Raw genomic sequence first — 23,141 nt, forward strand, 5'->3', positions numbered from 1 at the left:
CCCTCACCCCGACCCTCACCAGGAGAGACCGACCATGAGCAAGCAGACCGTCCTCGGCCGCGTCACCCAGCTCGCCAAGGCCAACATCAACGCGCTGCTGGACCAGGCGGAGGACCCGCAGAGGATGCTGGACCAGCTGATCCGGGACTACACGAACAACATCTCGGAGGCGCAGCAGGCCGTGGCGACGACGATCGGCAATCTGCGGATGCTGGAGGCGGACCACACGCAGGACGTGGAGGCGGCCTCCGAGTGGGGCTCCAAGGCCCTCGCGGCGAGCCGCAAGGGCGACGAGCTGCGGGCGTCGGGGGCGAGCGCGGACGCCGACAAGTTCGACAACCTCGCGAAGGTGGCGCTGGGACGCCAGCTCCAGTCGGAGAAGGAGGCCAAGACGGCGGAGCCGACGATCGCCGCCCAGCGGCAGGTCGTCGACCGGCTCAAGGCGGGCCTGGACTCGATGAAGGACAAGCTGACCGAGCTCCAGGCCAAGCGCGACGAGCTGGTGGCCCGCGCGAGGACCGCGCAGGCGCAGAACACGATGCTCGACGCGGTGAAGAGCATCGACGTCATGGACCCGACGAGCGAGCTGCACCGCTTCGAGGAGAAGGTGCGGCGCGAGGAGGCGCTGGCGCTGGGCAAGCAGGAGCTGGCCGCCTCCTCGCTGGACGCGCAGTTCGAGTCCCTGGACGACCTGGGCAGGACCTCGGAGATCGAGGCCAGGCTCGCCGCGCTCAAGGGGCGCCCGGCCGTCTGACCCTTCCCCGGGATCCCGGCCCCGGGGGTCAGCCGTACATGTTCAGCAGCTGCTCGGCGGAGAGTTCGGACACCGCCTCCGCGGTCGCGCCCGGCAGCGGGAGCTCGAACCAGACCGTCTTGCCCCGGTGGGTGCGGCGCGTACCCCAGCCCGCGGAGAGCATCCCGACGAGCTGGAGCCCCCGCCCTCCCTCGTCCGTGTCCCGGGCGCGCCGGCGCCTCGGCTGGACGAGGTTCGCGTCCCACACCTCGCAGACGAGGGTCCGGTCCAGGAGGAGGCGCAGGCGGATCTCGCCCTCCCCGTACCGCAGTGCGTTGGTGACGAGCTCGCTGACCAGCAGTTCGGTGGTGTCCAGCAGCCCCTCCAGGCCCCAGGCCGGCAGCTTCGCCCGGGCCAGTTCCCGCGCGCGCCCCACCGAGCGGGCCTCCCGCGGCAGCTGCCAGTCGCCCACCGCGTCCATCGGCAGCCCCTGCACCCGGGCCATCAGCAGGGCGATGTCGTCCTCGCCGTGCCGGGTGTCCAGCGTGTTCAGGACGTGGTCACACACGTCCTCCAGGGGGCGCACCGGGTCCGCGAGGGCCGCGCGCAGGCCGCGCAGTCCCTCTTCCAGCGGATGGTCGCGGGATTCGACCAGGCCGTCGGTGTAGAGGGCCAGCAGGGCGCCCTCCGGAAGTTCGACCTCCACCTCCTCGAACGGCTCCCCGCCCACCCCCAGCGGCATGCCCGGGGGCACTTCCAGCAGCAGGGCGGGCCGCGGCGTCCCGCCCTCGTCCGGGGGTTCCACCAGGACGGGCGGCATGTGGCCCGCGTTGGCGATCGTGCAGCGCCGCGTCACCGGGTCGTAGACCGCGTAGACGCAGGTGGCGAGGTACACCTCGGAGCGGTCCGCGTCCCGCGAGTGCAGGGCGGCCCGCGACGCCTGCTGGGAGCCGCCGGGCGCCCCGAGGCCCCGCGCGATCTCGTCGAGCGCGCTCAGCACCTCCGCCGGTTCGAGGTCGAGCAGCGCGAGGGTCCGTACGGCGGTCCGCAGTTCGCCCATGGCCACGGCGGCCCGCAGGCCCCGGCCCATGACGTCGCCGACGACCAGGGCCGTGCGGTGGCCGGGCAGTTCGATGACGTCGAACCAGTCCCCGCCGACCTCCGTCGCCGCGTTCCCGGGCAGGTAGCGGCAGGCGATGTCCAGACCGGCCGCCTCGGGGTCGCCGGGGGGCAGCAGACTGCGCTGCAGTATCAGGGCCCGCTCGTGCTCGCGCCGGTACAGCCGCGCGTTGTCGATGCACACGGCGGCCCGCGCGGCCAGCTCGACGGCGACCGCCCGGTCCCGTTCGCCGAAGGGTTCGCTGCCCTTCGTACGGGAGAACTGCGCGAGCCCGACGACCGTGTCGTGGGCGACCAATGGCACGACCAGCGTGGACTGCACGAGGTCCTCCGGCCCGCCGCCCTCGATCAGCCGCGGCCGCGCCGTGCGCAGGGCGAGCGCGCCCGGCGACGCCGCCGGGTACCGGTGGACGTCGCCCACGGAGACCGGCGCGACCGGACCGGACAGCGGGGCGCCCGATACGGCGGAGGCGAAGGCCACCCGGCGCAGCGCGGCGGAGGGAGTGCGGGCCGGGCCCTGGCCGGGGAGGCTGGGCACGCCCGGGCCCTGCGGCCGGGCGGGCCGGTCGTCGTCGCCGAGCAGCAGCGCCTGGTAGAGGTCGACGGCGGCCAGGTCGCAGAAGCCCGGGACGGTCACGTCGAGGAGCTCCCGGGCGGTGGTCTCCAGGTCGAGGGAGTTGCCGATGCGGTGCCCGGCCTCGTTGAGCAGGGCGAGGTTGCGCCGGACCCCGGCGGCCTCGCGCGCCGCGAGGTGGCGGCGGGTGACGTCGGTGCCGATGCCGGCGACGCCGACGGGGCGCCCGCTGCCGCCGTGCACGCGGTAGAGGTTGATGGACCAGTGGCGGTTCTCCCGGCTGCCGGGCGCGGCGCCGGTGATGCGCAGGTCGGTGACCGCCTCCCCGGTGTCCAGGACCCGGCGCAGGGCGTCGGCCATCCGGTCGGCCTCGTGCGGGGGCAGGTAGTCGTGCACGGTGCGGCCCATGTGCTCCTCGGCGGCGCCGCCGAAGACGGTGGCGAACCGGCGGTTGGCCCGCTGCACCGTGAGGTCCGTACCGAAGAGCAGGAAGCCGAAGGGAGATTGACCGAATATGGCCTGTGAGGCCGCCAGGTCGGACTCGATGGACCGCAGGGCGCGCACGTCGACGACGACGCACAGCGCGGCCCGCTCGGCCGTCTCGGTCTGGGTGGGCATCACATAGATCTCGGCCACCCCGTGCGCACCGTCCCCGCCGGGGATCCGGAAGGGGATCAGGCCGGTCCACTCCTTGCCGTCGAGGATCTCCGCGACTTTGCGGTGCGCGTCGGGGCGCAGCTCGGGCGGCATGAAGGCGTCGACCGGATCGCGTCCGACGGCCTGGGCGGCAGTCAGCCCGAAGAGTTCCTCGGCGCGCAGACTCCACTGGTCGATGAAGCCGTCGGGACCGATCGAGAAGGAAGCGACCTTTATGTAGTCATATATCGAGCCAGGCGGGCTGCTGTGCCACAGGGCGTCGTGCCATGACTCTTGAGGCACGTTGGCCTGTTGTGCCTGCGCAGGTATTTCGCTCACGCGACCGTCCCCTCCAGCTCACCGCAACCGGACCGGCCATGACCGCAGTATTCAGCACCACGGCCCCGGACGGCACGGCGTTCACGATCACAGCACGGTCTCGATGATTTCGAGCCACGTCAGTGATCTCCCCCGGACCTCGTCAGAGGGTCATTTCGTCACCGTTCACCTTGTTACTCACCAGGAAGAGCCAACTCGAACCACACAGTCTTGCCCGACTTCCCGTGGCGGGTCCCCCACCGCCGCGAGGAGACGGCGACGAGGTGCAGTCCACGTCCCCCCTCGTCCTGGGCCCCGGCGACCCGCGCGAGGGGCGGATCCGGAAGCGGATCTGAGACCTCCACGAGAAGCGCGCGGCCTCCGGCGGCGTTGTCGGCGGCTGGATTCCGCCGTTCCAGGCGGACCCCGATGGGGCCGGAAGCGTACCGCAGGGAGTTGGTGACGAGCTCGCTGACCAGCAGGACGGTCACGTCGCCGACGGCTTCCAGGCCCCAGGCGCGGAGGGTGCCGCGGACGGCGTGACGTGCGGTGCGGACGGCGCCGGGCTCGGCGGGGAAGGCCCACTCGGCACACGCGCCGTCTGTGTCCATCACGCCGATCACTTCCCGGGCCAGCAGTGACCCCAGTCCGGTTCGTCGGGGACGAAAGGGGGACGAGATAGGGATTAATAGCGACATACCCGATATTCAGGGCGTCGTACCACTCCGCCCCGCCCCCACCGGCGCACTGTGACGCAGACGGCCTAGAGCGCGAATGTCACGCGCCCCCCGGCGTCCCCCTCGCCGCCCTATTCGCCCTGTTCGCCCTGTTCGCCCTCCGTCGCTTCGCCGCGCAGTCGGCGTCCCGCCTCGGCGACGGCCGGCCGGTCCTGGTCGAGCCAGTCCACCGACTCCAGTTCCAGCGGCCCGAGCCAGCGGAGCTCGTCGTGGTCCTCCAGGGGCGCGGGAACTCCGGAGAGCAGCCGGGCGGTCCACACGTGCAGGACCAGGCCGGGCTTCAGCGGCCACTCCCCCGGGATCCGCTCCAGGGGCTCGACCTCCACGCCGAGCTCCTCGCGCAGTTCGCGCACCAGCGCCTCGGGGACGGACTCACCCGGTTCGGCCTTCCCGCCCGGCAGCTCCCAGCGCCCGGCGAGCTCCGGCGGCGCGCTGCGCCGGGCGGCCAGCAGGCGCCCTTCATGACAAAGGGCTCCGCCCACGACCACTCGTACCGTCATGGGCGGAGCCTATGCCAGCGTCGCCTGGAGCTGCGACGCTCAGTTCGTCGTGGCGGTCTGACCGATCCGCTCGACCCAGTAGAGCTGCTTGTGTCCTCGGTCGTCGAGGCTGTCGGCGACCTTCTGGGCCTCGGCCCGGGTGGGATAGCGCCCCACCCGGTAGCGGTTGCCGTTGTCGTCCTGACGTATGACCAGCCACGGGAGCAGGGCACCGCTGTCATTCATCGCGTTTCACCCTCCGCCGACGTACCTGCCCGGGAAACCGCATTGCGCATATGCCCGAGCTTACGCCCGACCTTTACGGAGCGGATACGGTTTTTCACGAAGAGGTACCTCGGGGCGTACGCATCCGGCCATGCGTACGACTGCGCCGTGCGCGCCCGTTCAGAAGGAGCGCCGCGGTCGCGCGCCGGCCCCCGGACCTGCGCGCCTCACCCGTCGGCGGCGCCGCACGGGGCCGGCGCCGTCCCCACGGTCCGGCGCGGCCGCCTCACCTCACCTCACCGCACGGGCAGGTGGTACGCCAGGCGGTACCGGTCCGCCGGGACGACCACGTCGGCCGTCTCCACCGGGCGGCCGGACGCGAAGTAGGTGCGGCCGATGACCAGCACCACGTGTCCCGGCACCCCGCCGAGGAGCAGGAACTCCTCCGCCAGGCCGGGCCGCGCTCCGACCTCCTCCACCACGTTGTCCACGACGACGTCGATCGCGGCCATCCGGTCGACGACCCCGGAGCCGCCGAGCGGACCCTCCTCCGGCAGCATCACCGGCGTCCGGCCGGTCACGGCGAGGGGCTCCCAGGAGGTCGACAGCATCATCGCCTCCCCGGCGTCGCGGTAGACGTACCGCGTCCGCATCACCCGCTCGCCCGGCTCGATGCCGAGCCGCTTGGCGATCTCCGCGGGCGCGCCCGTCTGCTCGCTGTTCGACTCCCAGGTGCCGCGCGCACCCGCGTCCGCCTGCTCCTGCCGGAACGGCGTCGACGCGCCGCTCGTGCGGTAGCCGGAGCGGGCGACCCGCCGCGGGACGGGCTGCTCCTTCACGTACGTACCGGACCCGGACCGGCCCTCGACCAGCCCCTCCGCCATGAGGACCTTGCGCGCCTCCAGGGCCACGGTGTCGGAGACCCCGTACTCCTCGCGGATGCGAGCCTGGGAGGGGAGCCGGGCGTGCGGGGGCAGAGAACCGTCGACGATCTTCCGTCGAAGATCCCCGGCCACGCGCAGATAGGCCGGCTGCTCACCGAAAGTCACTGGCCACTCCCATCAGGTTGACAGACAGCTACACCCTGGCAACCGACGGTTGAATACTGCAAGCAAGGGCCAGAGTTTCACCCGAAGTGATGAAGGCAGGTCACTCAAACCCGTTACTGCGCGTCACCAGGGCGACGTCCGGCAACGCTCGTACCCCGGTCCGACGGGCCCGCGTCCTCACACCGCCTCGGACGAGGGCCCGCGGCCCGGCCCCGTCTCCGGGTCCTGGCCGCCCCCCTGACTGTCCTCCAGCCACTGCGGGACCTCCGTCGTCAGGCCGTACGCTCCGCGCAGCGCCTGCTCCGTGTCCAGGGACAACGCGGCCATGGCCCGCCCCCACTGCTTGTCGAACTCCGCCGGCGTCCTCGCCTGCGCGGCGCGCTGCCACGCCGCGCGGGCCTCCTCGATCGCCTTGAGCTGCGTCGGCACGGCCTTCTCCAGCCCGGGCCGGGCCTTGTCGCTCTGGAGCACCTTCGCCTCGTCGCCCAGCGCCGCGTGCACCTGCGCCGCCCAGGCCTGGTAGGTGCCGAGCGCGTCCTCGACCTCCTCCTCGGGCGGCCGGCTCATGACGAACTCCACGGCGTTGGCGGCCCGCAGGAAGGCCACCTGCTCGGGCTTCAGCGCGGCGGCGTCCTGGCGTAGGCTGCCGCGCCACTCCTCCTCGGTCGTGCCGATCACGCAGAGCAGGAGCCGGTCCCCCTGGCGCCACGACTGGCGTGAGGGCGCGTAGTAGAACATCTCCGCGTACTCGGGCAGCGCCCACGTGTCCATCGCGTACTCGTCCTGGGCCTTCCAGCACGCGTCCTCGGACGCGCGCTCGTCCTCGCCCGCCGCGGACCCGGGGGCGTCCGCCGCGCCCAGCGACTTCGACGCGGTGACCTCGCCGTGGTGCACCTGCGCGCAGTCGACCTTGTACGTCAGGGGCCGCTCGTCCATCAGGTCCCCGCCCGGGACGTTGAAGCAGTCGCCCGACCGCAGTTCGTCCATGTCCGTGAGCTCGCCCTCGACGTCGGTGTCGGCGTCGGGCAGCCCGCCCAGCGTCCCGAACCCGTCGCCGACCGCCGACGCGACCCGCTCGGCGGTGAAGACCAGCGCGCCCGTCATCGCCACCGACACGGCCAGGCCCACGATCGCCAGGGCCTTGCCCCGCTCCCGCTTCTTCGCGATCTGTACGAGGGCCACCACGCCGAACACGACGCCCAGCGGCGGGAAGCACAGCAGCCCGACGAGGAGCGAGGCGAGCGCGAAGCCGTTGAGCCCCGGCCGCTGCTGTCCGTAGCCCGGCTGCTGCCCGTAGCCCGGCGGCGGTCCCCACGCCGGCTGCGGGGACGGCGGGGGCCAGGAGTGGCCCGGTCCGGAGGGAGGACTCGGCGGGGTGCTCAAGGGGTCGGACTCCATCGCAGGGGGCGGCACGGGCGCGAACGAATGCGCGAATAGTACGCAGCGGGGACGACCGCCCTGTCGGTCGCCCCCGCCCGTACACCGCGGCTCTGCGCGGACGTTCAGTTCCAGTGGCTCAGTTCCGGTGGCTCAGTTCCGGTGGCTCAGTTCCGGTGACTCAGCCGGGGACTCAGCCCGTGACTCAGAACTGGAGCGCCCAGGAATCGATCCTGCCGGTGTCGATGTTCGCGTTGTCGTTCACGCGCAGCTTCCAGACGCCGTTCGCGACCTCGGACGAGGCGTTGACCGTGTACGTCTGGTTGATGTTGTCCGTGCTGCCGCCGGACCGGTTGTGCAGGGTGTAGACGGAGCCGTCGGGGGCGATCAGGTCGACCTTGAGGTCACCGATGTACGTGTGCTTGATGTCGACGGGAACGCTCAGGCTCGCCGGGGCGTTGCCGGAGATCCCGCTGACGGTGATCGGCGACTCGACGGTGGAGTTGTCGTTGATCGCGTAGTCCGCGGTGTTCTCGAAGCGGGTGCCCGGATTCGGCGGGGTGGTGCCGCCGCCCACGTAGAGGAGGCGATTGGGTGAGCCGGTGCCGGGGCTGGTCACCACGTTCGGGGTGGCCGCTGCGACCAGGCCGTCCCGGACCTGGGCCGGGGTGCTCGACGGGTTCTGCGACAGGTACAGCGCCGCGGCGCCCACCACGTGCGGCGTGGCCATCGAGGTGCCGGAGATGGTGTTGGTGGCGGTGTCGCCCGTGCCCCACGAGGAGGTGATGGAGGAGCCCGGCGCGAAGATGTCCAGGATCGAGCCGTAGTTGGAGTAGCTGGCCTTCGCGTCGGTGTTGGTGGTCGCGCCGACGGTGATGGCCTCGGCGACGCGCGCCGGGGACTTGGTCGAGGCGTCGGTGGACTCGTTGCCCGCGGCGACCCCGTACGTGATGCCGGAGGCTATGGAGTTGCGGACGGCGGTGTCGAGCGCGGAGTCCGCGCCGCCGCCGAGCGACATGTTCGCCACCGCCGGCTTGACGGCGTTGCGCGTCACCCAGTCGATGCCCGCGACCACCTGGGCCGTCGTGCCCGAGCCCTGGTTGTCGAGCACGCGCACGCCGACGATCTTGGCCTTCTTGGCCACGCCGTAGGCGCCGCCCGCGACGGTGCCGGCGACGTGTGTGCCGTGGCCGTGGCCGTCCTGGGCGGTGTTGTCGTTGTCGATGGCGTCGTACCCGTAGGACGCGCGCCCCGCGAGGTCCTGGTGGGTGATGCGGACGCCGGTGTCGATGATGTAGGCGGTGACGCCCTCGCCGGCCTTGTCGGGGTAGGTGTAGCTCTGGTTCAGCGGGAGCGCGCGCTGGTCGATGCGGTCCAGGCCCCAGGACGGCGGGCTGGGCTGGGTGGCGTCGACGGTGAAGACGCGGTTCTGCACCACCGACTTGACCGCCGGGTCCGCGGCCAGCCTTCTGGCCTGCGCCTCGGAGACCTCGACGGAGTAGCCGTTGAGGGCCGCGCTGTAGGTCCGGTCGATCCTCGCGCCGTACCGGTGGGCGACGGCCTTGCCGCTGTCCGCGGTGGAGCGGGCGGCCGAGTCGTTCAGAGTCACGATGTAGCTGCCGGGGACGGTTCCGGCGGCCCCGGCGTTCTCGATGACGCCCAGGGGAGCGCTGTCGGCCGCGGCGGCGGGTAACGCGGCGGCCGCCCCGAGCGTGAGGGCGACGACGGCGGTCGCGCTGATGCCGGCGACCTTCCGGCGGGTGTGACGCATCACGGACATGTGAGGGGTCCTCCTCATAGGTGGTGCGTTGCGGGGGGTGAGGCGGCGCACTACCGACGTGTACATGACAACTCAACTCACGGGGGAGGTCGCCGCCTCCGAAAGGTTGACGCACGCCCGCTGAGGCCACAAGAGGCCTGCGCATATGTAACGCCCGTGCCACACCACCGCCATGTACGGGCCACTGGAGGGGCACAATCGCCGCGCACATGACGGTCGCACGTCCGGACGCGGGGGATCGGGGGGCGGGGGCGGGGGGCGACCGGTCCGCCGGCCGCCCCCGTGGTTCGCCTCTGACGCCTCGCGGCTGTCAGAACTGGAGCGCCCAGGAGTCGATCTTCCCGGTGTCGCCGTCCGCACCGTCGTTGACCCGGAGCTTCCAGACGCCGTTCGCGGCCCGCGCGGAAGCGTCCACCGTGAAGGTCCTGACGATGTTGTCGTCGCCCCCGTTGGCACGGTTGTGCAGGGTGTAGACCGTGCCGTCGGGCGCGATCAGGTCCACCTTGAGGTCACCGATGTAGGAGTGCTTGATGTCGAGCGGGACCTTCAGCGTCTGCGGGGCGTTGCCGACGACACCGCTGACGGCGATCGGGGACTCGGTGGTCGCGTGGTCGTTGATCGCGTAGTCGGTGGTGTTCTCGAACCGCTTGCCCGGGGGGACGGGACCCAGGACGCCGACGTGGAGCAGACGGTTCGGGGAACCGGTGCCGGCGTTGGTCACCCGGTCCGGGGTGGCCGAGTTCAGCAGGGCCGAGGCCACCTGGGCCGGGGTGCTGGCCGGGTTCTGCGAGAGGTAGACGGCGGCCGCGCCCGCGACGTGCGGGGTGGCCATCGACGTGCCGTTGATCGTGTTGGTGGCGGTGTCGCCCGTGCCCCAGGCCGAGGTGATGCCGGAACCCGGCGCGAAGACGTCCAGTACGGGGCCGTAGTTGGAGTAGGCGGCCCTCGCGTCGGTGCTGGTGGTGGCGCCGACCGTGATGGCCTCGGTGACGCGCGCCGGGGACTTCTTCGAGGCGCTGGTGCCGTCGTTGCCCGCGGCCACGGCGTAGGTGATGCCGGAGGCTATGGAGTTGCGGACGGCGTTGTCGAGCGCGGTGTCCGCGCCGCCGCCGAGCGACATGTTCGCCACGGCCGGCTTGACGGCGTTCTTGGTCACCCAGTCGATGCCCGCGACGACCTGGGCCGTCGTGCCGTAGCCGTCGTTGTCGAGCACCCGCACGCCGACGACCTTGGCCTTCTTGGCCACGCCGTAAGAGCCGCCCGCGACGGTGCCGGCGACGTGGGTGCCGTGGCCGTGGCCGTCCTGGGCGGTCATGTCGTTGTCGATGGCGTCGTACCCGTAGGACGCGCGCCCGCCGAAGTCCTGGTGGGTGATGCGGATACCGGTGTCGATGACGTACGCGGTGACGCCCTGGCCCGCCTGGTCGGGGTAGGTGTAGCTCTGGTTCAGCGGGAGCGTGCGCTGGTCGGCGCGGTCCAGGCCCCAGGACGGCGGGGTGGGCTGGGTGGAGTTGACGCTGAAGATACGGTTCTGCACGACCGACTTGACCGCCGGGTCCGCGGCGAGCCGCGTGGCCTGCGCCTCGGAGGCCACGACGGAGTAGCCGTTGAGGGCCGCGCTGTAGGTCCGGTCGATCTTCGCGCCGTAGCGCCGGGCGACGGCCTTGCCGCTCGGGGCGGTCGAGCGGGCCGCGGTGTCCTTGAGGGTCACGATGTAGCTGCCGGGTACGGAGCCGGGGGCTCCGGCGTTCTCGATCACGCCTCGCACACCGATGTCCGCCGCGGAGGCGGGAAGCGCGGCGGCCGCGCCCAGCGCCAGGGCCACGACCGCGGTCGCGCTGATGCCGGCGGTCTTCCGGCGGGTGTGACGCATCACGGGCATGTGACGGGTTCTCCTCGTGGGTGGTGCGGTGCGGGGGCCGGTGGAACGGCGTGGCGCCGACGTGACCGCGGCGGTTACCACGGGCGCGGCGGTTACCGCGGCGGTTACCGCGACCCGGCCAGATGGCCCAACGGCGGGCGGCGCCCGAAAGGTTGACCCCCCGTCGGCGCGGCCACCGCGCGCCGGCGGCGGACGCGTACCATCCGTGCCACACACCGACCATGATCGAGTAAAGGCGCTCCGCACATGACGCACGCGACCCCCGGTTACGTCTGCTCAGAGGACGGTACACGCGCGGACGTCCGGACTGCTCCTTGGGGGTGCCCGGTGTGCGCGGGCCCGTGGGACCTCGATTTCACGCCGGACCCGGCCGCCCCGCTCGACCCGTCGGCCGGACCGAATTCACTGTGGCGCTACGGCTCCGTCCTGCCGCTGCCCGGGGCGTTCTCCGTGTCGATGGCGGAGGGGCGTACGCCGCTCGTTCCGCTGGCGGAGCGGATCCACGCCAAGCTCGACTTCCTGATGCCGACGCTGTCGTTCAAGGACCGGGGCGCGGTGATGCTCGCGGAGCTGGCCCGGCGGCTGGCTCCGCAGCGGGTCGTGGCGGACAGCAGCGGCAACGCGGGGACCTCGGTCGCGGCGTACTGCGCGCGGGCGGGGCTGCCGTGCGAGGTCTTCGTGCCCGAGGGGGTCTCGGAGAAGAAGACCGAACAGATGCGGGCCCACGGGGCGGCCGTACGGGTCATCGCGGGCGGCCGCGAGGCCGCGGCCCGGGCCGCCCGTACGGAGGCGGACGCGCCCGGGGTCTTCTACGCGAGCCACGTGTTCAACCCGTACTTCCTGCACGGCACCAAGACGTACGTGTACGAGGTGTGGGAGGAGCTCGGCGGGCGGCTGCCCGAGGTACTGGTGCTCCCGGTGGGCAACGGCACCCTGCTGCTCGGGGCCGCGCTGGCCGTGGCGGAGCTGGCCCGGCGCGGGGTGCGGGCGCCGGCCCTGATCGCGGTGCAGTCGCAAGCGGTGGCCCCGCTGGCGCAAGCGTTCGCGGCGGGCGCGCAGGACGCGGATCCGGTACCCCAAATGCCCACGCTGGCCGAGGGCATCGCCATCCCGGCGCCACCACGGGCCCGCCAGATCCTGGCCGCGGTCCGCGCGTCCGGCGGCACCTTCCTGACGGTCCCGGACACCCACCTCCGCGAGGCCCAACGCGACCTCGCCCGCCGCGGCTTCTTCGTCGAACCGACGGCCGCGGCGTGCTGGGCGGCGGTCGGCCCGTGGTCCCCCACCAACCCCTTGCGAGGCCGCACGGCGGTCCTCCCCCTCTGCGGCGCGGGCGCGAAGTCGGGCCTGGCACCCTAGGCGGGCCTCGTGGGTCAACCCACCCCATGCCCGGGCCAAGCCCCACCCATCCAGCCTCGCCCATCCAGCCCCACCGGCGCTTGAGGCGCGGGCTCCGGGGCCGAGCCCCGCACATCCAGCCCCGCCGGCGTTTGAGGCGCGGGGTCCCGGGCGGAGCCCCCCATATCCAGCCCCACCGGCGTTTGAGGCGCGGGCTCCGGGGCGGAGCCCCGCACATCCAGCCCCGCCGGCGCTTGAGGCGCGGGCTCCGGGGCCGAACCTCGCGCTCCCAGCCCCGCCAGCGCTTGAGCCGGGGCGCCCCGGGCCGCGCCCCGCACATCCAGCCCCGCCGACGCTTGAGGCGCGGGGTCCCGGGCGGAGCCCCACACATCCAGCCCCACCGGCGCTTGAGGCGCGGGCTCCGGGGCCGAACCTCGCGCTCCCAGCCCCGCCAGCGCTTGAGCCGGGGCCCCGGGCCGCGCCCCGCACATCCAGCCCCGCCGACGCTTGAGGCGCGGGGTCCCGGGCGGAGCCCCACACGTCCAGCCCCGCCGGCGCTTGAGGCGCGGGGCCCGGGGCGGAGCCCCACCCACCCAGCTCCGCCAGCGCGTGAGACGGGGGCCCCGGGCCGCGCCCCGCACATCCAGCCCCGCCGACGCTTGAGGCGCGGGGTCCCGGGCGGAGCCCCGCACATCCAGCCCCGCCGGCGCTTGAGGCGCGGGCTCCGGGGCGGAGCCCCACCCACCCAGCTCCGCCAGCGCGTGAGACGGGGGCCCCGGGCCGCGCCCCGCACATCCAGCCCCGCCGGCGTTTGAGGCGCGGGGTCCGGGGCGGGGCCCCGGCAGCGGCGCCGCAGGCCCAGGCCCCGCCCCGCCCCCGCCCCCGCCCCCGCCCCACCACCATGTCGCAAATCCGCGAGCCCCGGACCCGCAGGGTCTGATCAACTGACCCCATGACCACCAACGTTGGCCTCGCCGCCAAAGCCACCGCGTTCGCGGCCCTGCACACCCCCGCCACCCCCCTCGCCCTCGCCAACGCCTGGGACGTCGCCAGCGCCCGCATCGTCGAGGCCACCGGCGCCCCCGCCGTCGCCACCACCAGCGCGGGCGTCGCCTGGTCCCTCGGCTCGCCCGACGGCGACGCGCTGGCCCGCGACCGGGCCCTCGACCTCGTCGCCCGCGTGGCCGCCGCCGTCTCCGTGCCCGTCACCGCCGACATCGAGGGCGGCTTCGGCGCCGACGCCGACGCCGTCGGCGAGACCGTCGCCGCGGTCCTCGCCGCCGGCGCGGTCGGCGTCAACATCGAGGACGGCGCCACCCGCACCCCCGCCGACATGGCCGAGCGCCTGGCCGCCGCCCGCGCCGCCGCCGACGCCGCCGGGGTCCCGCTCTACATCAACGCGCGCGTGGACACCTACCTCCGGGGCATCGGCGACCCCGCCACCCGCCTCGACGAGACCCTGGCCCGCGCCGCCGCCTACCTCCGCGCGGGCGCCACCGGCATCTTCGTGCCCGGGGTCCTCGACCCGGCCACGGTCGCCGAACTGGCCAAGGGCATCGACGCCCCCCTCAACGTCCTGCTCGGCCCCGACGCCCCCACCGTCGCCGCCCTCGGCGCCCTCGGCGTCTCCCGCGTCAGCCTCGGCTCCTGGGTCGCCGGAGCCGCGTACGCCGTGGTCCGCCGCGCCGCCGAGGAGCTGATGTCCAGCGGCACCTACGACGCCCTCGCGCACTCCCTCCCGTACGGCGAGGTGAACGCCCTCTTCAAGGGCTGAGAAATCGGGAAGCCTGCATGGGCCAACGACCGTAGGATCCAGCCATGAGCACCTCAACGCCGGTGGACGGGCAGCAGCCCGTGGAGTCCTCGCAGGGCAAGATCACCGGCGCGGTCTGGACCGCCCTGGGCCTCGTCTACGTCGTCTGGGGGTCCACCTACCTCGGCATCCGCATCGTCGTCGAGACCATGCCGCCCTTCCTGTCCGCGGGAGTGCGCTTCATGACCGCGGGCCTGCTGCTGGCCGCGGCCGTCGCCTGGCGCCACGGCCCGGCCGCACTCCGCGTCACCCGCACCCAGCTCGGCTCGGCGGCCCTGGTCGGCCTGCTGCTGATCCCCGGCGGCAACGGCCTGGTCGCCCTCGGCGAGACCTGGGTGCCGTCGGGCCTGGCGGCGCTGCTGGTGGCGGGCGTACCGATGTGGGTGGTGGTGCTGCGCGCGAGCACCGGCGACCGGCCTCCGCTGCGCACCCTGGGCGGAGTCCTGGTCGGCCTGGCCGGGCTCGCGGTGCTCACCAGCCCCGGGCTGAGCGGTGCGGTGCGGCTGTCGGGTGTGCTGATGGTCGTGGCGGCCTCGATCATGTGGTCGCTCGGCTCGTTCTCGGCGTCCAAGCTCACCCTCCCGAACAACCCCTTCACGGGCAGCGCGTACCAGATGCTGGCCGGCGGGGCGGCCGCGATGACCTGCGGCCTACTGCGCGGCGAGCACCGCGGCCTGGATCCGGCGGCCTTCTCCACCGCCTCGTGGCTGGCCCTCGGCTACCTGATCCTCTTCGGCTCGCTGGTCGGTTTCACGGCGTACGTGTGGCTGCTCCAGGCCGCGCCGCTGTCGCTGGTGGCCACGTACGCGTACGTCAATCCGGTCGTGGCCGTCGCGCTCGGCGCGCTGATCCTGGGCGAGGCCCTGACCTGGCCGATCGTGGCCGGCGGCGCGATCGTGGTGGCGGCGGTGGGCGTGATCGTCACGACGGAGCGCAAGAAGAAGTGAGCGGGTGACGCCGGAAGGGGTGACGCCTGGGAAGGTGCGCCTCCGGCGGAGAAGCGGCCGGCCTCGGCTGAAGAGGCGAGCCTGAGGAGGCGCGCCTGAAGAGGCGAAGCGGCCGGGCGCTCAGCCCCGCGCGGCCCGCTCGTACAGCGCCTTCGCGTGCTCGTCGAACAGCGCCGCCGTCGAGTCCACGTCCGTGTCCCCGCCGCTGAGCACCCCGATCAGCCGCCCGGCGGCGTCGGGCCCGCCCCGGTCGGCGATCCAGGGGCTGCCGCTGGTCCCCGTCCAGAACCCGGCGCAGCTCATGTAGAGCATGTCGGGGTCCTCGTCGTCGTGCCGGGTCTGCGTGGTGCAGGAGACCGGCTTGTTCTGCGGGTTGTGCTCGGACTCCGGGTAGCCGACGACGGTCACGTCCCGCTCGTACCCGGAGGTCCAGTCCGGACGGGGCGCCTCGGCGCGCCCGCCGACGGCCTGCTGGACGCTGCGCCCGTCCTTGTCCGGCGCGATGGTGAGGAAGGCGAAGTCGGCGGTGTCCTCGCCCCACTTCGTCCAGCGCTCGTCCACGTGGATCGAACGGACCTTCCACACCCCCAGCGGCTGGCTGCCGGAGCCCTCGCCGGAGAAGGCGGGGGCGAAGGAGAGCTCGCCGATGGCCAGGCCGTCGTGGGCGAGCTCGCCCGGCTGCCCGTCCTCACCGGCGGGGGCCACGCAGTGCGCGGCGGTGGCGACGACATTGCCCTTGGGGCTGTCGACGACACTCGCCGTGCACCAGTGCTCGCCGCCGGCCATCAGCACTCCGACGGCGGGGAATGGGTGCACGGTCCGTTCGCCGGGCGCCTTGAGGAACGCGACGGCGCACATCGCGGCGATCCCCGCCGCGGCCGCCGCCGATGCCCCCTTCACCACCGTGTTCAACGCACGCCGGGGTCGGGTGTCGGTGCCTTCATCACCTTGCTGATCCACTCCAGGGAGCCCTCCCTCATGCCGCGCACGTACGACTTTCCGGTGTGCTCACCATCCTGGATCACCTGGAGCCGGGTGTGCACGGGACCCTTCCCGTACTCGCTCATGAACTTCTCGGCCTTGTCGCGGCCGCTCTCCTTCGTGCCGATCTGGAAGTTGATGTAGACGTCGGGACCGCCCGTCGCGATCAGCTTCTCGGCGAGCTTCTCGGGGTTGTCCTCGTCCATGGCCTGCGTGTTCCCCTTCCACAGAGGGGAGTCGGGGACGATGTCGACCCCGCTCGCGATGGCGGCCTTGAACCGGTCGGGGTACTTCAGCACGTGCTTGAAGGCGCCGAATCCGCCGGCGGAGGAGCCCATGAAGGCCCACCCGTCGCGGGAGGTGAAGGTCCGGAAATTGGCCTTCGTGAAATCCGGGACGTCCTCGGCCATCCAGGTGCCCATCTTGGGCTCTCCGGGGATGTCCGACGCGTCGAAGTGGTGCTTGGTGTCGGCGTTGTGCACCGGCATGATCAGGATGAAGGGCAGGCACGTACCGGCCTTGACCCCGTCGCTCACGGCCTTCTGGAGGCCGAGGCCGGGGCCCGTCCCCCAGTAGTTCGTGGGGTAGCCGCGGCCGCCGGGCAGGGAGATCAGGACCGGGAAGCCGCTCTTGGCGTACTTCGGATCGTCGTACTCCTTCGGCACCCACACCCACACGTCTCCCGTGAAGCCGGACTTCTTGCCCGTGAGGGTGGTCCGGCCGATCTGGGTGCCGTCCGCCAGCCGGTGCGTGCGGACGAACGAGGCCGCCGGCCCCGTGGGCATGCTCACCTCCGGCGGAACCGCGGCGGCCGCCGCCGTCTTCTCCTGCACCTTCCCGAAGGAGACCGGATCCCCTATGTCCGAGAACAGGTGGTACTTGTACGCTGCCGCTCCGCCTCCGGCGAGGGTGAGCGCGAGCCCGCTGCCGATCAGGATGAGGCGCAGGCGGTGGGGGCGACGGCGGCCCGTGGTCATGGGGCTGCCGTCGCCTTGCTGGTCATGCTGCACGGTTTTGTCCCGTTCCTTCTCCGGCGCTCACAGCGGAGCGCGGGTCGGACCGATCGGTCCCCCTTACACCCATTACAGAGGTATGAACGAGGCGATGGGTTGCCTGGGACGGGTGGGGCGTGTCGCGCGGCGGTCGGGCGGTACCGGGCAGCGGTCGGGGGCGCCGGGCCAGTGGTCAGGCGGCCTTCGGCGCGGCTGTGGAAGCGGAATCGAAAGCGGAAGCGACAGCGGAAGGCGCGGCAGCAGCGGAGGCGGCACCGGCACCGAAGAACACGCCGAAGAACACCGTTCAGGCTCTGTCCGGCTTCGGACCCTTGAGCACGCGGCTGATCCACTCCAGGGAGCCTTCCTTCATGCCCCGGACGTAGTGCCAGCCGTTGTGCTCGCCGTTCTGGATGTCACGGATGGTGATCTTGACGGGTCCCTGGCCGAACTGCTGCTGGAACTTCGTCATCCCGCCCTTCCCGCTCTCCTTCGTGCCGATCTGGAAGTTGATGTAGACCTCCGGACCCTTGGCGTCGATCAGCTTCTTCGCGAGCTTCTCCGGGTTGTTCGCGTCCATCTCCGCCTGGTGACCCTTCCACAGCGGGGAATCGGGGACGAGCTCGCCGCCGCTGGCGATCACGGCCTTGAACTTGTCCGGGTGCTGGAGGACCGTCTTCATCCCGACGAAGGCGCCGGAGGACGACCCCATGAAGGCCCAGCCGTCACGCGACTTGTACGTACGGAAGTTGGCCCTGGTGAAGTCCGGGACGTCCTCGGCGATCCACGTGCCCATCTTGGGCTGGCCGGGGATGTCGGAGCCGTCGTAGTAGAACTTGTTGTCCGGGTTGAGCACCGGCATGATCACGATGAACGGCAGGCTGGTGCCGGCCTTGACGCCCTCACTGATGGCCTTCTGGAGGCCGAGGCTGCGGTCGGACCAGTAGTTGGCCGGGAAGCCGTTGCCGCCGGGGAGCGCGATGAGCACCGGGAAGCCGCTCTTGGCGTACTTCGGGTCGTCGTACTCCTTGGGCGCCCACACCCACACGTCACCCTCGAAGCCGGACTTCGCGCCCGCGAGGCGGGTCTTGGCGATGACCGTGCCGTCGTCGAGCTTGGTGGTCTGCTTGAAGTCGGACTTCGGGCCGGTCGGCATGAGGACGTCCGGGTCACCGGAAGGCTGGGCGGGAGTGGCCGGAGCGCTCGGCTCCGGCTTCTGCGTGGCCGGGGGCGGGGTGGTCTTGCCGAAGCTCACGGCCTCACCGTTGCCCGAGAACCAGTCGAGCTTCCAGGCGGCGAAGCCACCCCCGCCGCCGAGCAGGAGCGCGAGGGCGACCACGGCGCCGATCCATATGCGCCGGCGGGACCGCTTGGGCTGCGGCTCATCCTGGTACTGGTACACGAAACTTCGCTCCGAACGCTCACGACTGCCCCGGGGGCAGAACGGCTGGGCCATCCCCTGCTTCTGATGTGCGAAAGCCACGCACAGTTCCGCATCCCAGCAAAAGCATCACGATAACCGCACCGCAGGGCGACGGGCTCAGCGCATGCGCGCCGGACGTTTCAGCGCATGCGCGCCGGGCGACGTACGCCGGCCGACACCGACACCGACACCGACACCGACGACAGACGGCCGACCTGCTCAGCGCTGCGCGTCGAGCGCCTCGGCGCACCGCCCCAGCAGCGCGATCAACAGGTCCCGCTCCTCCTCGCTGAACGCGGCGGCGAGCGCACGCTCCACCCGCACCGCACCGGCGTCGGCGAGCTCCGCGGCCGCGCGGCCCTCGTCGGTGAGCCGCGTCTCCAGCACGTTGCGGTGCCACTCGTGCGGGGTCCGCTCGATGAACCCGCGCTCCTGGAGGTTCTTCAGCACGGTGTTCATGGTCGGCGGCGTCACCCCGCACAGCCGTGCGAGCGCGGCGGCGGAGATGCCGGGCTTCTCGGAGAGCCAGAGCAGGGCGGCGTACTGCGGAACCGTTACTGCGGCGGGCTTGAGCGCAACGGCCTTCGCCGCGAGGAGCGCCTGCTCGGCGCGCTTGAGGTGCGAGCCGATGCGTTCCCCGGGGGCCATGGAGGTCATGCCCGCATCCTACGACGCCACCCTTGCGAACATTAGACCTCTCACATACATTCGCCTTCACCTACTCGAAAGAGGACACCTGATGAGGCTATTGACCACGGTCGCGGTGACCACCACCCTGACCTTCGCCGCGCTGGGAGCGGCCCCGGCGCAGGCCGGGGCGACGGACGCCCGCATATCCACGGCCTTCTCCCTGCCGGGCGGCAAGGTCTACCCCGAGGGCATCGCCGCGGATCCCCGTACCCACACGGTCTACGTGGGCTCGTACGCGGACGGCACCGTCTACCGGGCCCGTCCCGGTCGGCGCACGGCAGAGGTGTTCCTGCCGTCGGGCACCGACGGACGCCGCACGGCGAACGGCCTGCGGGTCGACGTCCGGGGCCGCCTGTGGGTGACGGACTCGACCGTCGGCGTCTCGGTCTACGACACCGCGACCGGCGCCCGCCTGGCCCATTTCGAGGTGGCCGGCACGAGCCCCCGTTTCGTCAACGACCTGACGATCACACCGGACGGGACGGCCTACCTCACGGACAGCGTCCGCGCCGTGATCTACCGCGTGACCCCGGACCAGCTGGCCGCCGGGAGCGGCACCCTGACCGAGGCCTACGACCTCACCCCCGCGCTCCGGCCCCGGCCGGCGGGCACCTTCACCCTCAACGGCATCGTCTCGGACCGGGCGGGCCGCTACCTCCTCGCCGTGGACATGACCGGGGGCGACCTCTACCGGGTGGACCTCGCGGACGGCGCCGTCCGCCGCGTCGACCTCGTCGGCGGCGATCTGAAGGCCGCCGACGGCCTCGACCTCTCCCCCGACGGCACCCTGCGGGTGGCGCACAACGTCCCCAACACGCTGACCCGCTGGCGGCTCTCCGGGGACGGCACCCGCGCCCACCTCGTCCAGACCCTGACGGACCCCGCACTGCAGATCCCCACCACCCTGACCCACACCCGGGGCCGCACGCTGGTGGTCCGCTCGCAGTTCGACAAAGGCGGCCCGCTGACCCCGAGCACGGGCGCGCCCACCACCTTCACCATCGCCTCGGTACGCGGCCTCTGACTCCCTGCTCAGCGACCGGAAGGGGGAACGGGAGGGGGAACGGGATCGGAGACGGCAACGGGACGACGCCTGGCCCGCACATCGGCGACGGCGTACGGCAGTCCCGGCAGCAGCAGCACGAGCGCGGCCCACAGCGGCAGCGTGACCAGCGCCGCGTCGCCGGCCAGCCACCTGGTGAGCGCCGCCGCGGGCACACCGACGAGCAGCGCCACCGCCCAGCTCCGGCCCAGGCCCAGGCTCCCGCGCCGCATCTCCCAGACGACCGTGACCGTGGCGATGACCACCCAGAAGGCGACGTGGTCGGCGGTCACCGTCAGCTGCGTGCTCCACCGGGCCGCGTACGAGAACAGCAGGAGCCAGCCGAGCACGAAGCAGGCGAGCGCCGCGGTCCGCAGCACCCGGCGGGGCAGCGGAGCGCGCGCCCGCGCCCAAGCGGCGGCGAAGCCCCGTACGTCCCCGCCGACGACGTCCTGCGCGGTGCGGCCGGCGGCCTCCGCGTCCTCGAAGTGCGCGGCGAGCTCGTCGAGCATCTCCCGCACGGACGCGTCGTCGATCCCGCGGTACTCCCAATTGCTGCGGCAGGCGGCGAGTATCTGCGCGTTCGTCATGGCGTGGTCTCCCCCGTGGAGTGCGTGCCGGTCAGGATCCGGCCCACCGGCCCGGCGAAGGCGAGCCAGTCGGCCCGGCCCCCACCCAGCTCGGCGCGCCCCGCCTCGGTCAGGCGGTAGTACTTGCGCGGGGCGCCGCCGCTGGGCGACGGGGCACGGTACGAGGAGATGAGCCCCGCCCGCTCCATCCGTGCGAGCAGCGGATAGATACTGCCGTCACTGACCAGCTGGAGCCCGCCTTCGGCGAGCGCTTGCGCGAACTCGAAGCCGTAGCGGGGCCGTTCGGCGATCAGGGACAGCAGACACAGATCGAGCACTCCGCGCAGGAGCTGACTGCGCCGTTGGTCACCGGCTGCGGGCGGCTCCATTGTCATGCGGCACAAGATACCCACCCAGTACCTTGCACGGCAAGACACTCCAGGCGCCGGGCACGCTCAGCCCCGCAGCGCGTTCCCCTCAGCCGCCGACGCCGGAGGCCGGAGGCCGGACCTCCAGGATCGTCGCCGTTCCGCCGGCCTGCGCGGTCTCGTACAGCGTGATCCGGACACCCGGGGCGAGGTGCCTCCACCGCGGCGGAGTCAGGGGCAGAAGCCGCACCGCAGCCTGCGCACCGGGCGCGAGGTCATCAGCGAACTCGACCCACAGCAGGGCGATGTCGAGTTCACACGCTCCGTCGTCCCTCCGATGGCCGATGTCCCACATCGGGCGCAACACCCCCGCTCCAGGGATGGGCGTACGCCGGAAGGTCTCACCGGCCGGCCGGAGCACGAGCTCGGCCCGGATGACACCCAGCCGCGCCTCGCCCCCCCCCGCCACCAGCACCACTCCCGGCTCCGTCCGAACCCCAACATCCCGGCTGCGACCTCCATTTCCCCCCAGAAGCCCGCGGGCGCCGACCACTCACCCCCCAGCTCTTCCAGAAGGCCGAAGGCGACCTCCCACTCGTCGTGCGCGAGGTAGTCCCAGACATCGGCGACGGTGATGTCGTTCCCGGTGGCCACCGCCTCAGGCACCAGCAACGAGGCGGCCTCCAACATCCCGACGACATCCATGCGCCGATCATCCACGCCCTTCGCTGCGCCCGCACCCCTCGTAGACGACGGGATGTCCACCACGACTGGCCACGCGCTACCGCGCCCGGCGCTCTGTATGCGGCGCCACCCGACCCTTCTCCATTGTCGAGCCGCGGCTCCGGACGCACTCACGGGTGTCCCGCCGCCAGCCTGCGACCTGCTGCCGCCCCCTCTACGGGGTCTCGACGGAGTCGAGATGCCTGCGCAGCTCCGCCGCGATCGCCTCGTTCCCACCCTCGGCCGGCAGCGGCCAAGGACCCTGCTCACCGTTCGCCGCAGCAAGGCTGCTCGCGAACCAGATGAGGTGCCGTGCAGGCACAAAGGAGTCCCGGAGCCACCGCGCGAAGACAGCGGCTTCGTCGGCGGTCACATCGGTCAGCGCCACGTAGGCACAGTCGGGTTCGGCCATCGACACCGTCCCGTCGATCCATACGCCAGGCGCCAGCTGGATCTCAAAATCGAGGACCGGGACGCTACGGATCCCCGAGACCCGATACTCCACACTCGGCCCGGGGAACGCCTCCCTCAGAGCCCGCTCCAGGCACTCGGCCGTGGCGCGCCAAGCTCCGCCGTCACCCTGGGGCGGGTAGAAGGCGAAATTGGTACGGACATTCCGTTCAGCGTGCACGGTCTTCCTCTGTCTCACGGCACACCCCGATCAGCAACTCATCCCAACGGGCTGCACACCCCGAAAATTCTCCGGCCGGGATCGTCGGCTCTCCAGGCTGAGCTGCGGGCCGCTACCGTGAAGCCATGACCGCACTGCCCGACTGGATGCGCCCGCCGCGCCCAGAAGGCTGGTTCGCGGAGGACCTGGACAGTCTCCCCGAGGCACCCCGCCACACCGAGCTGATCGACGGAGCCCTCGTCTTCAGGATGTCGCCCCAGAGGTGGTGGCACGGCCACCTCGTCATCATGCTCACCGTCGCGCTCATGGAGCAGGTTCCCGCGGACAGCAGAGTCGGCCGCGAGATGACCATCAAGCTCGACCCGCGCAACCGTCCCGAACCGGACCTGCTGGTGACCACGGCCCACTTCGACGCCGACCGCACCTGGTTCGCACCGGAGGACGTCCAGCTCGTCATCGAGGTCGTCTCCCCCGAGTCCGCCCATCGCGATCGCACAGTAAAACTCCGCAAGTACGCAGAGGCCGGCATCCCCCACTACTGGTGCATCGAGGACGAGGACGGGGCGCCCGTAGTCCACGTCTACGAGCTCGACGAACCCACCCGCGCCTACGCGCCCGCCGGGATCTTCCGTGCCACCCTCCAGCGCCCGGTGCCCTTCGAGATCAGCCTGGACCTCGACAAGCTCACGCCGCCCCGAAGCGACTGAAAAGTCAG

The 23,141-nt window shown here is 72.2% G+C and carries 22 protein-coding genes; 6 read left to right on the forward strand and 16 right to left on the reverse strand.

The annotated features are described in order from the left end of the window. Positions 1-34: 34 nt before the first annotated feature. On the forward strand, positions 35-754 hold the full coding sequence (locus AC07DU_RS03760) for a PspA/IM30 family protein (protein ID WP_479109453.1): 720 nt from the start codon (positions 35-37) through the stop codon (positions 752-754). Between the two features lie 28 nt (positions 755-782). Here AC07DU_RS03760 and AC07DU_RS03765 read toward each other — a convergent pair whose 3' ends face one another. From AC07DU_RS03765 to AC07DU_RS03800, 8 genes are all read right to left on the reverse strand, one after another. Beyond that, positions 783-3,392 carry a SpoIIE family protein phosphatase gene (locus AC07DU_RS03765; RefSeq protein WP_453373490.1) on the reverse strand — a complete coding sequence of 870 codons (2,610 nt, stop codon included), beginning with the start codon at positions 3,390-3,392 and terminating at the stop codon, positions 783-785. Between the two features lie 182 nt (positions 3,393-3,574). Beyond that, positions 3,575-4,003 (reverse strand): ATP-binding protein, encoded by a 429-nt coding sequence (locus AC07DU_RS03770; protein ID WP_479026907.1) that lies wholly within the window; start codon positions 4,001-4,003, stop codon positions 3,575-3,577. A 185-nt stretch (positions 4,004-4,188) separates the two neighbouring features. After that, positions 4,189-4,617, reverse strand: a complete 429-nt coding sequence (locus AC07DU_RS03775; RefSeq protein WP_479109455.1) for a (deoxy)nucleoside triphosphate pyrophosphohydrolase — start codon at positions 4,615-4,617, stop codon at positions 4,189-4,191. A gap of 39 nt (positions 4,618-4,656) precedes the next feature. Continuing rightward, a complete protein-coding gene (locus AC07DU_RS03780; RefSeq protein ID WP_360900784.1) occupies positions 4,657-4,842 on the reverse strand; it encodes an SPOR domain-containing protein in 186 nt (61 codons plus the stop codon). A gap of 275 nt (positions 4,843-5,117) precedes the next feature. Further along, entirely contained in the window at positions 5,118-5,870 is a 753-nt protein-coding gene (locus AC07DU_RS03785; RefSeq protein ID WP_360900787.1) for a GntR family transcriptional regulator, read from the reverse strand. Between the two features lie 177 nt (positions 5,871-6,047). Then, on the reverse strand, positions 6,048-7,253 hold the full coding sequence (locus AC07DU_RS03790) for a DUF4190 domain-containing protein (RefSeq protein ID WP_479109457.1): 1,206 nt from the start codon (positions 7,251-7,253) through the stop codon (positions 6,048-6,050). Between the two features lie 199 nt (positions 7,254-7,452). Beyond that, a complete protein-coding gene (locus AC07DU_RS03795; protein ID WP_479109459.1) occupies positions 7,453-9,027 on the reverse strand; it encodes a S8 family peptidase in 1,575 nt (524 codons plus the stop codon). 310 nt (positions 9,028-9,337) lie between these two features. Continuing rightward, positions 9,338-10,909 carry a S8 family peptidase gene (locus AC07DU_RS03800; RefSeq protein ID WP_479026897.1) on the reverse strand — a complete coding sequence of 524 codons (1,572 nt, stop codon included), beginning with the start codon at positions 10,907-10,909 and terminating at the stop codon, positions 9,338-9,340. Between the two features lie 246 nt (positions 10,910-11,155). Between AC07DU_RS03800 and AC07DU_RS03805 the strand changes: the two genes are divergently transcribed. The 3 genes from AC07DU_RS03805 to AC07DU_RS03815 all read left to right on the forward strand — a co-directional run bounded on the left by AC07DU_RS03805 (position 11,156) and on the right by AC07DU_RS03815 (position 15,007). Further along, the gene (locus AC07DU_RS03805) at positions 11,156-12,268 is read left to right on the forward strand and encodes a pyridoxal-phosphate dependent enzyme (protein WP_479109461.1); all 1,113 of its coding nucleotides are present in this window, start codon (positions 11,156-11,158) and stop codon (positions 12,266-12,268) included. A 931-nt stretch (positions 12,269-13,199) separates the two neighbouring features. Beyond that, positions 13,200-14,021 (forward strand): isocitrate lyase/PEP mutase family protein, encoded by an 822-nt coding sequence (locus AC07DU_RS03810; protein ID WP_479026891.1) that lies wholly within the window; start codon positions 13,200-13,202, stop codon positions 14,019-14,021. 44 nt (positions 14,022-14,065) lie between these two features. After that, on the forward strand, positions 14,066-15,007 hold the full coding sequence (locus tag AC07DU_RS03815) for an EamA family transporter (protein WP_479109463.1): 942 nt from the start codon (positions 14,066-14,068) through the stop codon (positions 15,005-15,007). Positions 15,008-15,127: 120 nt separating this feature from the next. Here AC07DU_RS03815 and AC07DU_RS03820 read toward each other — a convergent pair whose 3' ends face one another. The 4 genes from AC07DU_RS03820 to AC07DU_RS03835 form a co-directional block, all read right to left on the reverse strand. Beyond that, positions 15,128-15,910: a trypsin-like serine peptidase gene (locus AC07DU_RS03820; protein ID WP_479109465.1), complete on the reverse strand. Its 783-nt coding sequence runs from the start codon at positions 15,908-15,910 to the stop codon at positions 15,128-15,130. A 5-nt stretch (positions 15,911-15,915) separates the two neighbouring features. Further along, positions 15,916-16,998 carry an alpha/beta hydrolase gene (locus AC07DU_RS03825; RefSeq protein ID WP_479109467.1) on the reverse strand — a complete coding sequence of 361 codons (1,083 nt, stop codon included), beginning with the start codon at positions 16,996-16,998 and terminating at the stop codon, positions 15,916-15,918. 289 nt (positions 16,999-17,287) lie between these two features. Beyond that, complete coding sequence (locus AC07DU_RS03830) at positions 17,288-18,382, reverse strand: alpha/beta hydrolase (protein ID WP_479109469.1); 1,095 nt, start codon at positions 18,380-18,382, stop codon at positions 17,288-17,290. Positions 18,383-18,622: 240 nt separating this feature from the next. Further along, positions 18,623-19,060 carry a MarR family winged helix-turn-helix transcriptional regulator gene (locus AC07DU_RS03835; protein ID WP_366868197.1) on the reverse strand — a complete coding sequence of 146 codons (438 nt, stop codon included), beginning with the start codon at positions 19,058-19,060 and terminating at the stop codon, positions 18,623-18,625. Between the two features lie 82 nt (positions 19,061-19,142). On the opposite strand from AC07DU_RS03835, the gene AC07DU_RS03840 reads away from it, so the two are divergent. Continuing rightward, positions 19,143-20,117, forward strand: coding sequence for an SMP-30/gluconolactonase/LRE family protein (locus AC07DU_RS03840; protein ID WP_479109471.1), 975 nt, complete (start codon positions 19,143-19,145; stop codon positions 20,115-20,117). An 8-nt stretch (positions 20,118-20,125) separates the two neighbouring features. Here AC07DU_RS03840 and AC07DU_RS03845 read toward each other — a convergent pair whose 3' ends face one another. The 4 genes from AC07DU_RS03845 to AC07DU_RS03860 form a co-directional block, all read right to left on the reverse strand. Continuing rightward, on the reverse strand, positions 20,126-20,725 hold the full coding sequence (locus tag AC07DU_RS03845; RefSeq protein WP_479026875.1) for a hypothetical protein: 600 nt from the start codon (positions 20,723-20,725) through the stop codon (positions 20,126-20,128). Continuing rightward, entirely contained in the window at positions 20,722-21,099 is a 378-nt protein-coding gene (locus tag AC07DU_RS03850) for a PadR family transcriptional regulator (RefSeq protein WP_479026873.1), read from the reverse strand. Before AC07DU_RS03850 ends, AC07DU_RS03845 begins: the two co-directional genes overlap by 4 nt. A gap of 82 nt (positions 21,100-21,181) precedes the next feature. Then, complete coding sequence (locus AC07DU_RS03855) at positions 21,182-21,547, reverse strand: hypothetical protein (protein ID WP_479109473.1); 366 nt, start codon at positions 21,545-21,547, stop codon at positions 21,182-21,184. Between the two features lie 423 nt (positions 21,548-21,970). Then, positions 21,971-22,426: a hypothetical protein gene (locus AC07DU_RS03860; RefSeq protein ID WP_479109475.1), complete on the reverse strand. Its 456-nt coding sequence runs from the start codon at positions 22,424-22,426 to the stop codon at positions 21,971-21,973. 125 nt (positions 22,427-22,551) lie between these two features. Between AC07DU_RS03860 and AC07DU_RS03865 the strand changes: the two genes are divergently transcribed. After that, the gene (locus AC07DU_RS03865) at positions 22,552-23,133 is read left to right on the forward strand and encodes a Uma2 family endonuclease (protein ID WP_479109477.1); all 582 of its coding nucleotides are present in this window, start codon (positions 22,552-22,554) and stop codon (positions 23,131-23,133) included. The last annotated feature ends 8 nt before the right edge of the window (positions 23,134-23,141 follow it).

The sequence above is a fragment of the Streptomyces sp. NPDC045695 genome (assembly GCF_056432025.1).

What these genes read in the sequence shown, in the direction of transcription:
- AC07DU_RS03800 (WP_479026897.1), bottom strand. Translation starts at nt 10,909, where the DNA reads ATGCCCGTGATGCGTCACACCCGCCGGAAGACCGCCGGCATCAGCGCG.
- AC07DU_RS03815 (WP_479109463.1), top strand. Translation starts at nt 14,066, where the DNA reads ATGAGCACCTCAACGCCGGTGGACGGGCAGCAGCCCGTGGAGTCCTCG.
- AC07DU_RS03840 (WP_479109471.1), top strand. Translation starts at nt 19,143, where the DNA reads ATGAGGCTATTGACCACGGTCGCGGTGACCACCACCCTGACCTTCGCC.
- AC07DU_RS03795 (WP_479109459.1), bottom strand. Translation starts at nt 9,027, where the DNA reads ATGTCCGTGATGCGTCACACCCGCCGGAAGGTCGCCGGCATCAGCGCG.
- AC07DU_RS03835 (WP_366868197.1), bottom strand. Translation starts at nt 19,060, where the DNA reads ATGACCTCCATGGCCCCCGGGGAACGCATCGGCTCGCACCTCAAGCGC.
- AC07DU_RS03780 (WP_360900784.1), bottom strand. Translation starts at nt 4,842, where the DNA reads ATGAATGACAGCGGTGCCCTGCTCCCGTGGCTGGTCATACGTCAGGAC.
- AC07DU_RS03775 (WP_479109455.1), bottom strand. Translation starts at nt 4,617, where the DNA reads ATGACGGTACGAGTGGTCGTGGGCGGAGCCCTTTGTCATGAAGGGCGC.
- AC07DU_RS03760 (WP_479109453.1), top strand. Translation starts at nt 35, where the DNA reads ATGAGCAAGCAGACCGTCCTCGGCCGCGTCACCCAGCTCGCCAAGGCC.
- AC07DU_RS03865 (WP_479109477.1), top strand. Translation starts at nt 22,552, where the DNA reads ATGACCGCACTGCCCGACTGGATGCGCCCGCCGCGCCCAGAAGGCTGG.
- AC07DU_RS03805 (WP_479109461.1), top strand. Translation starts at nt 11,156, where the DNA reads ATGACGCACGCGACCCCCGGTTACGTCTGCTCAGAGGACGGTACACGC.
- AC07DU_RS03845 (WP_479026875.1), bottom strand. Translation starts at nt 20,725, where the DNA reads ATGACGAACGCGCAGATACTCGCCGCCTGCCGCAGCAATTGGGAGTAC.
- AC07DU_RS03850 (WP_479026873.1), bottom strand. Translation starts at nt 21,099, where the DNA reads ATGACAATGGAGCCGCCCGCAGCCGGTGACCAACGGCGCAGTCAGCTC.
- AC07DU_RS03810 (WP_479026891.1), top strand. Translation starts at nt 13,200, where the DNA reads ATGACCACCAACGTTGGCCTCGCCGCCAAAGCCACCGCGTTCGCGGCC.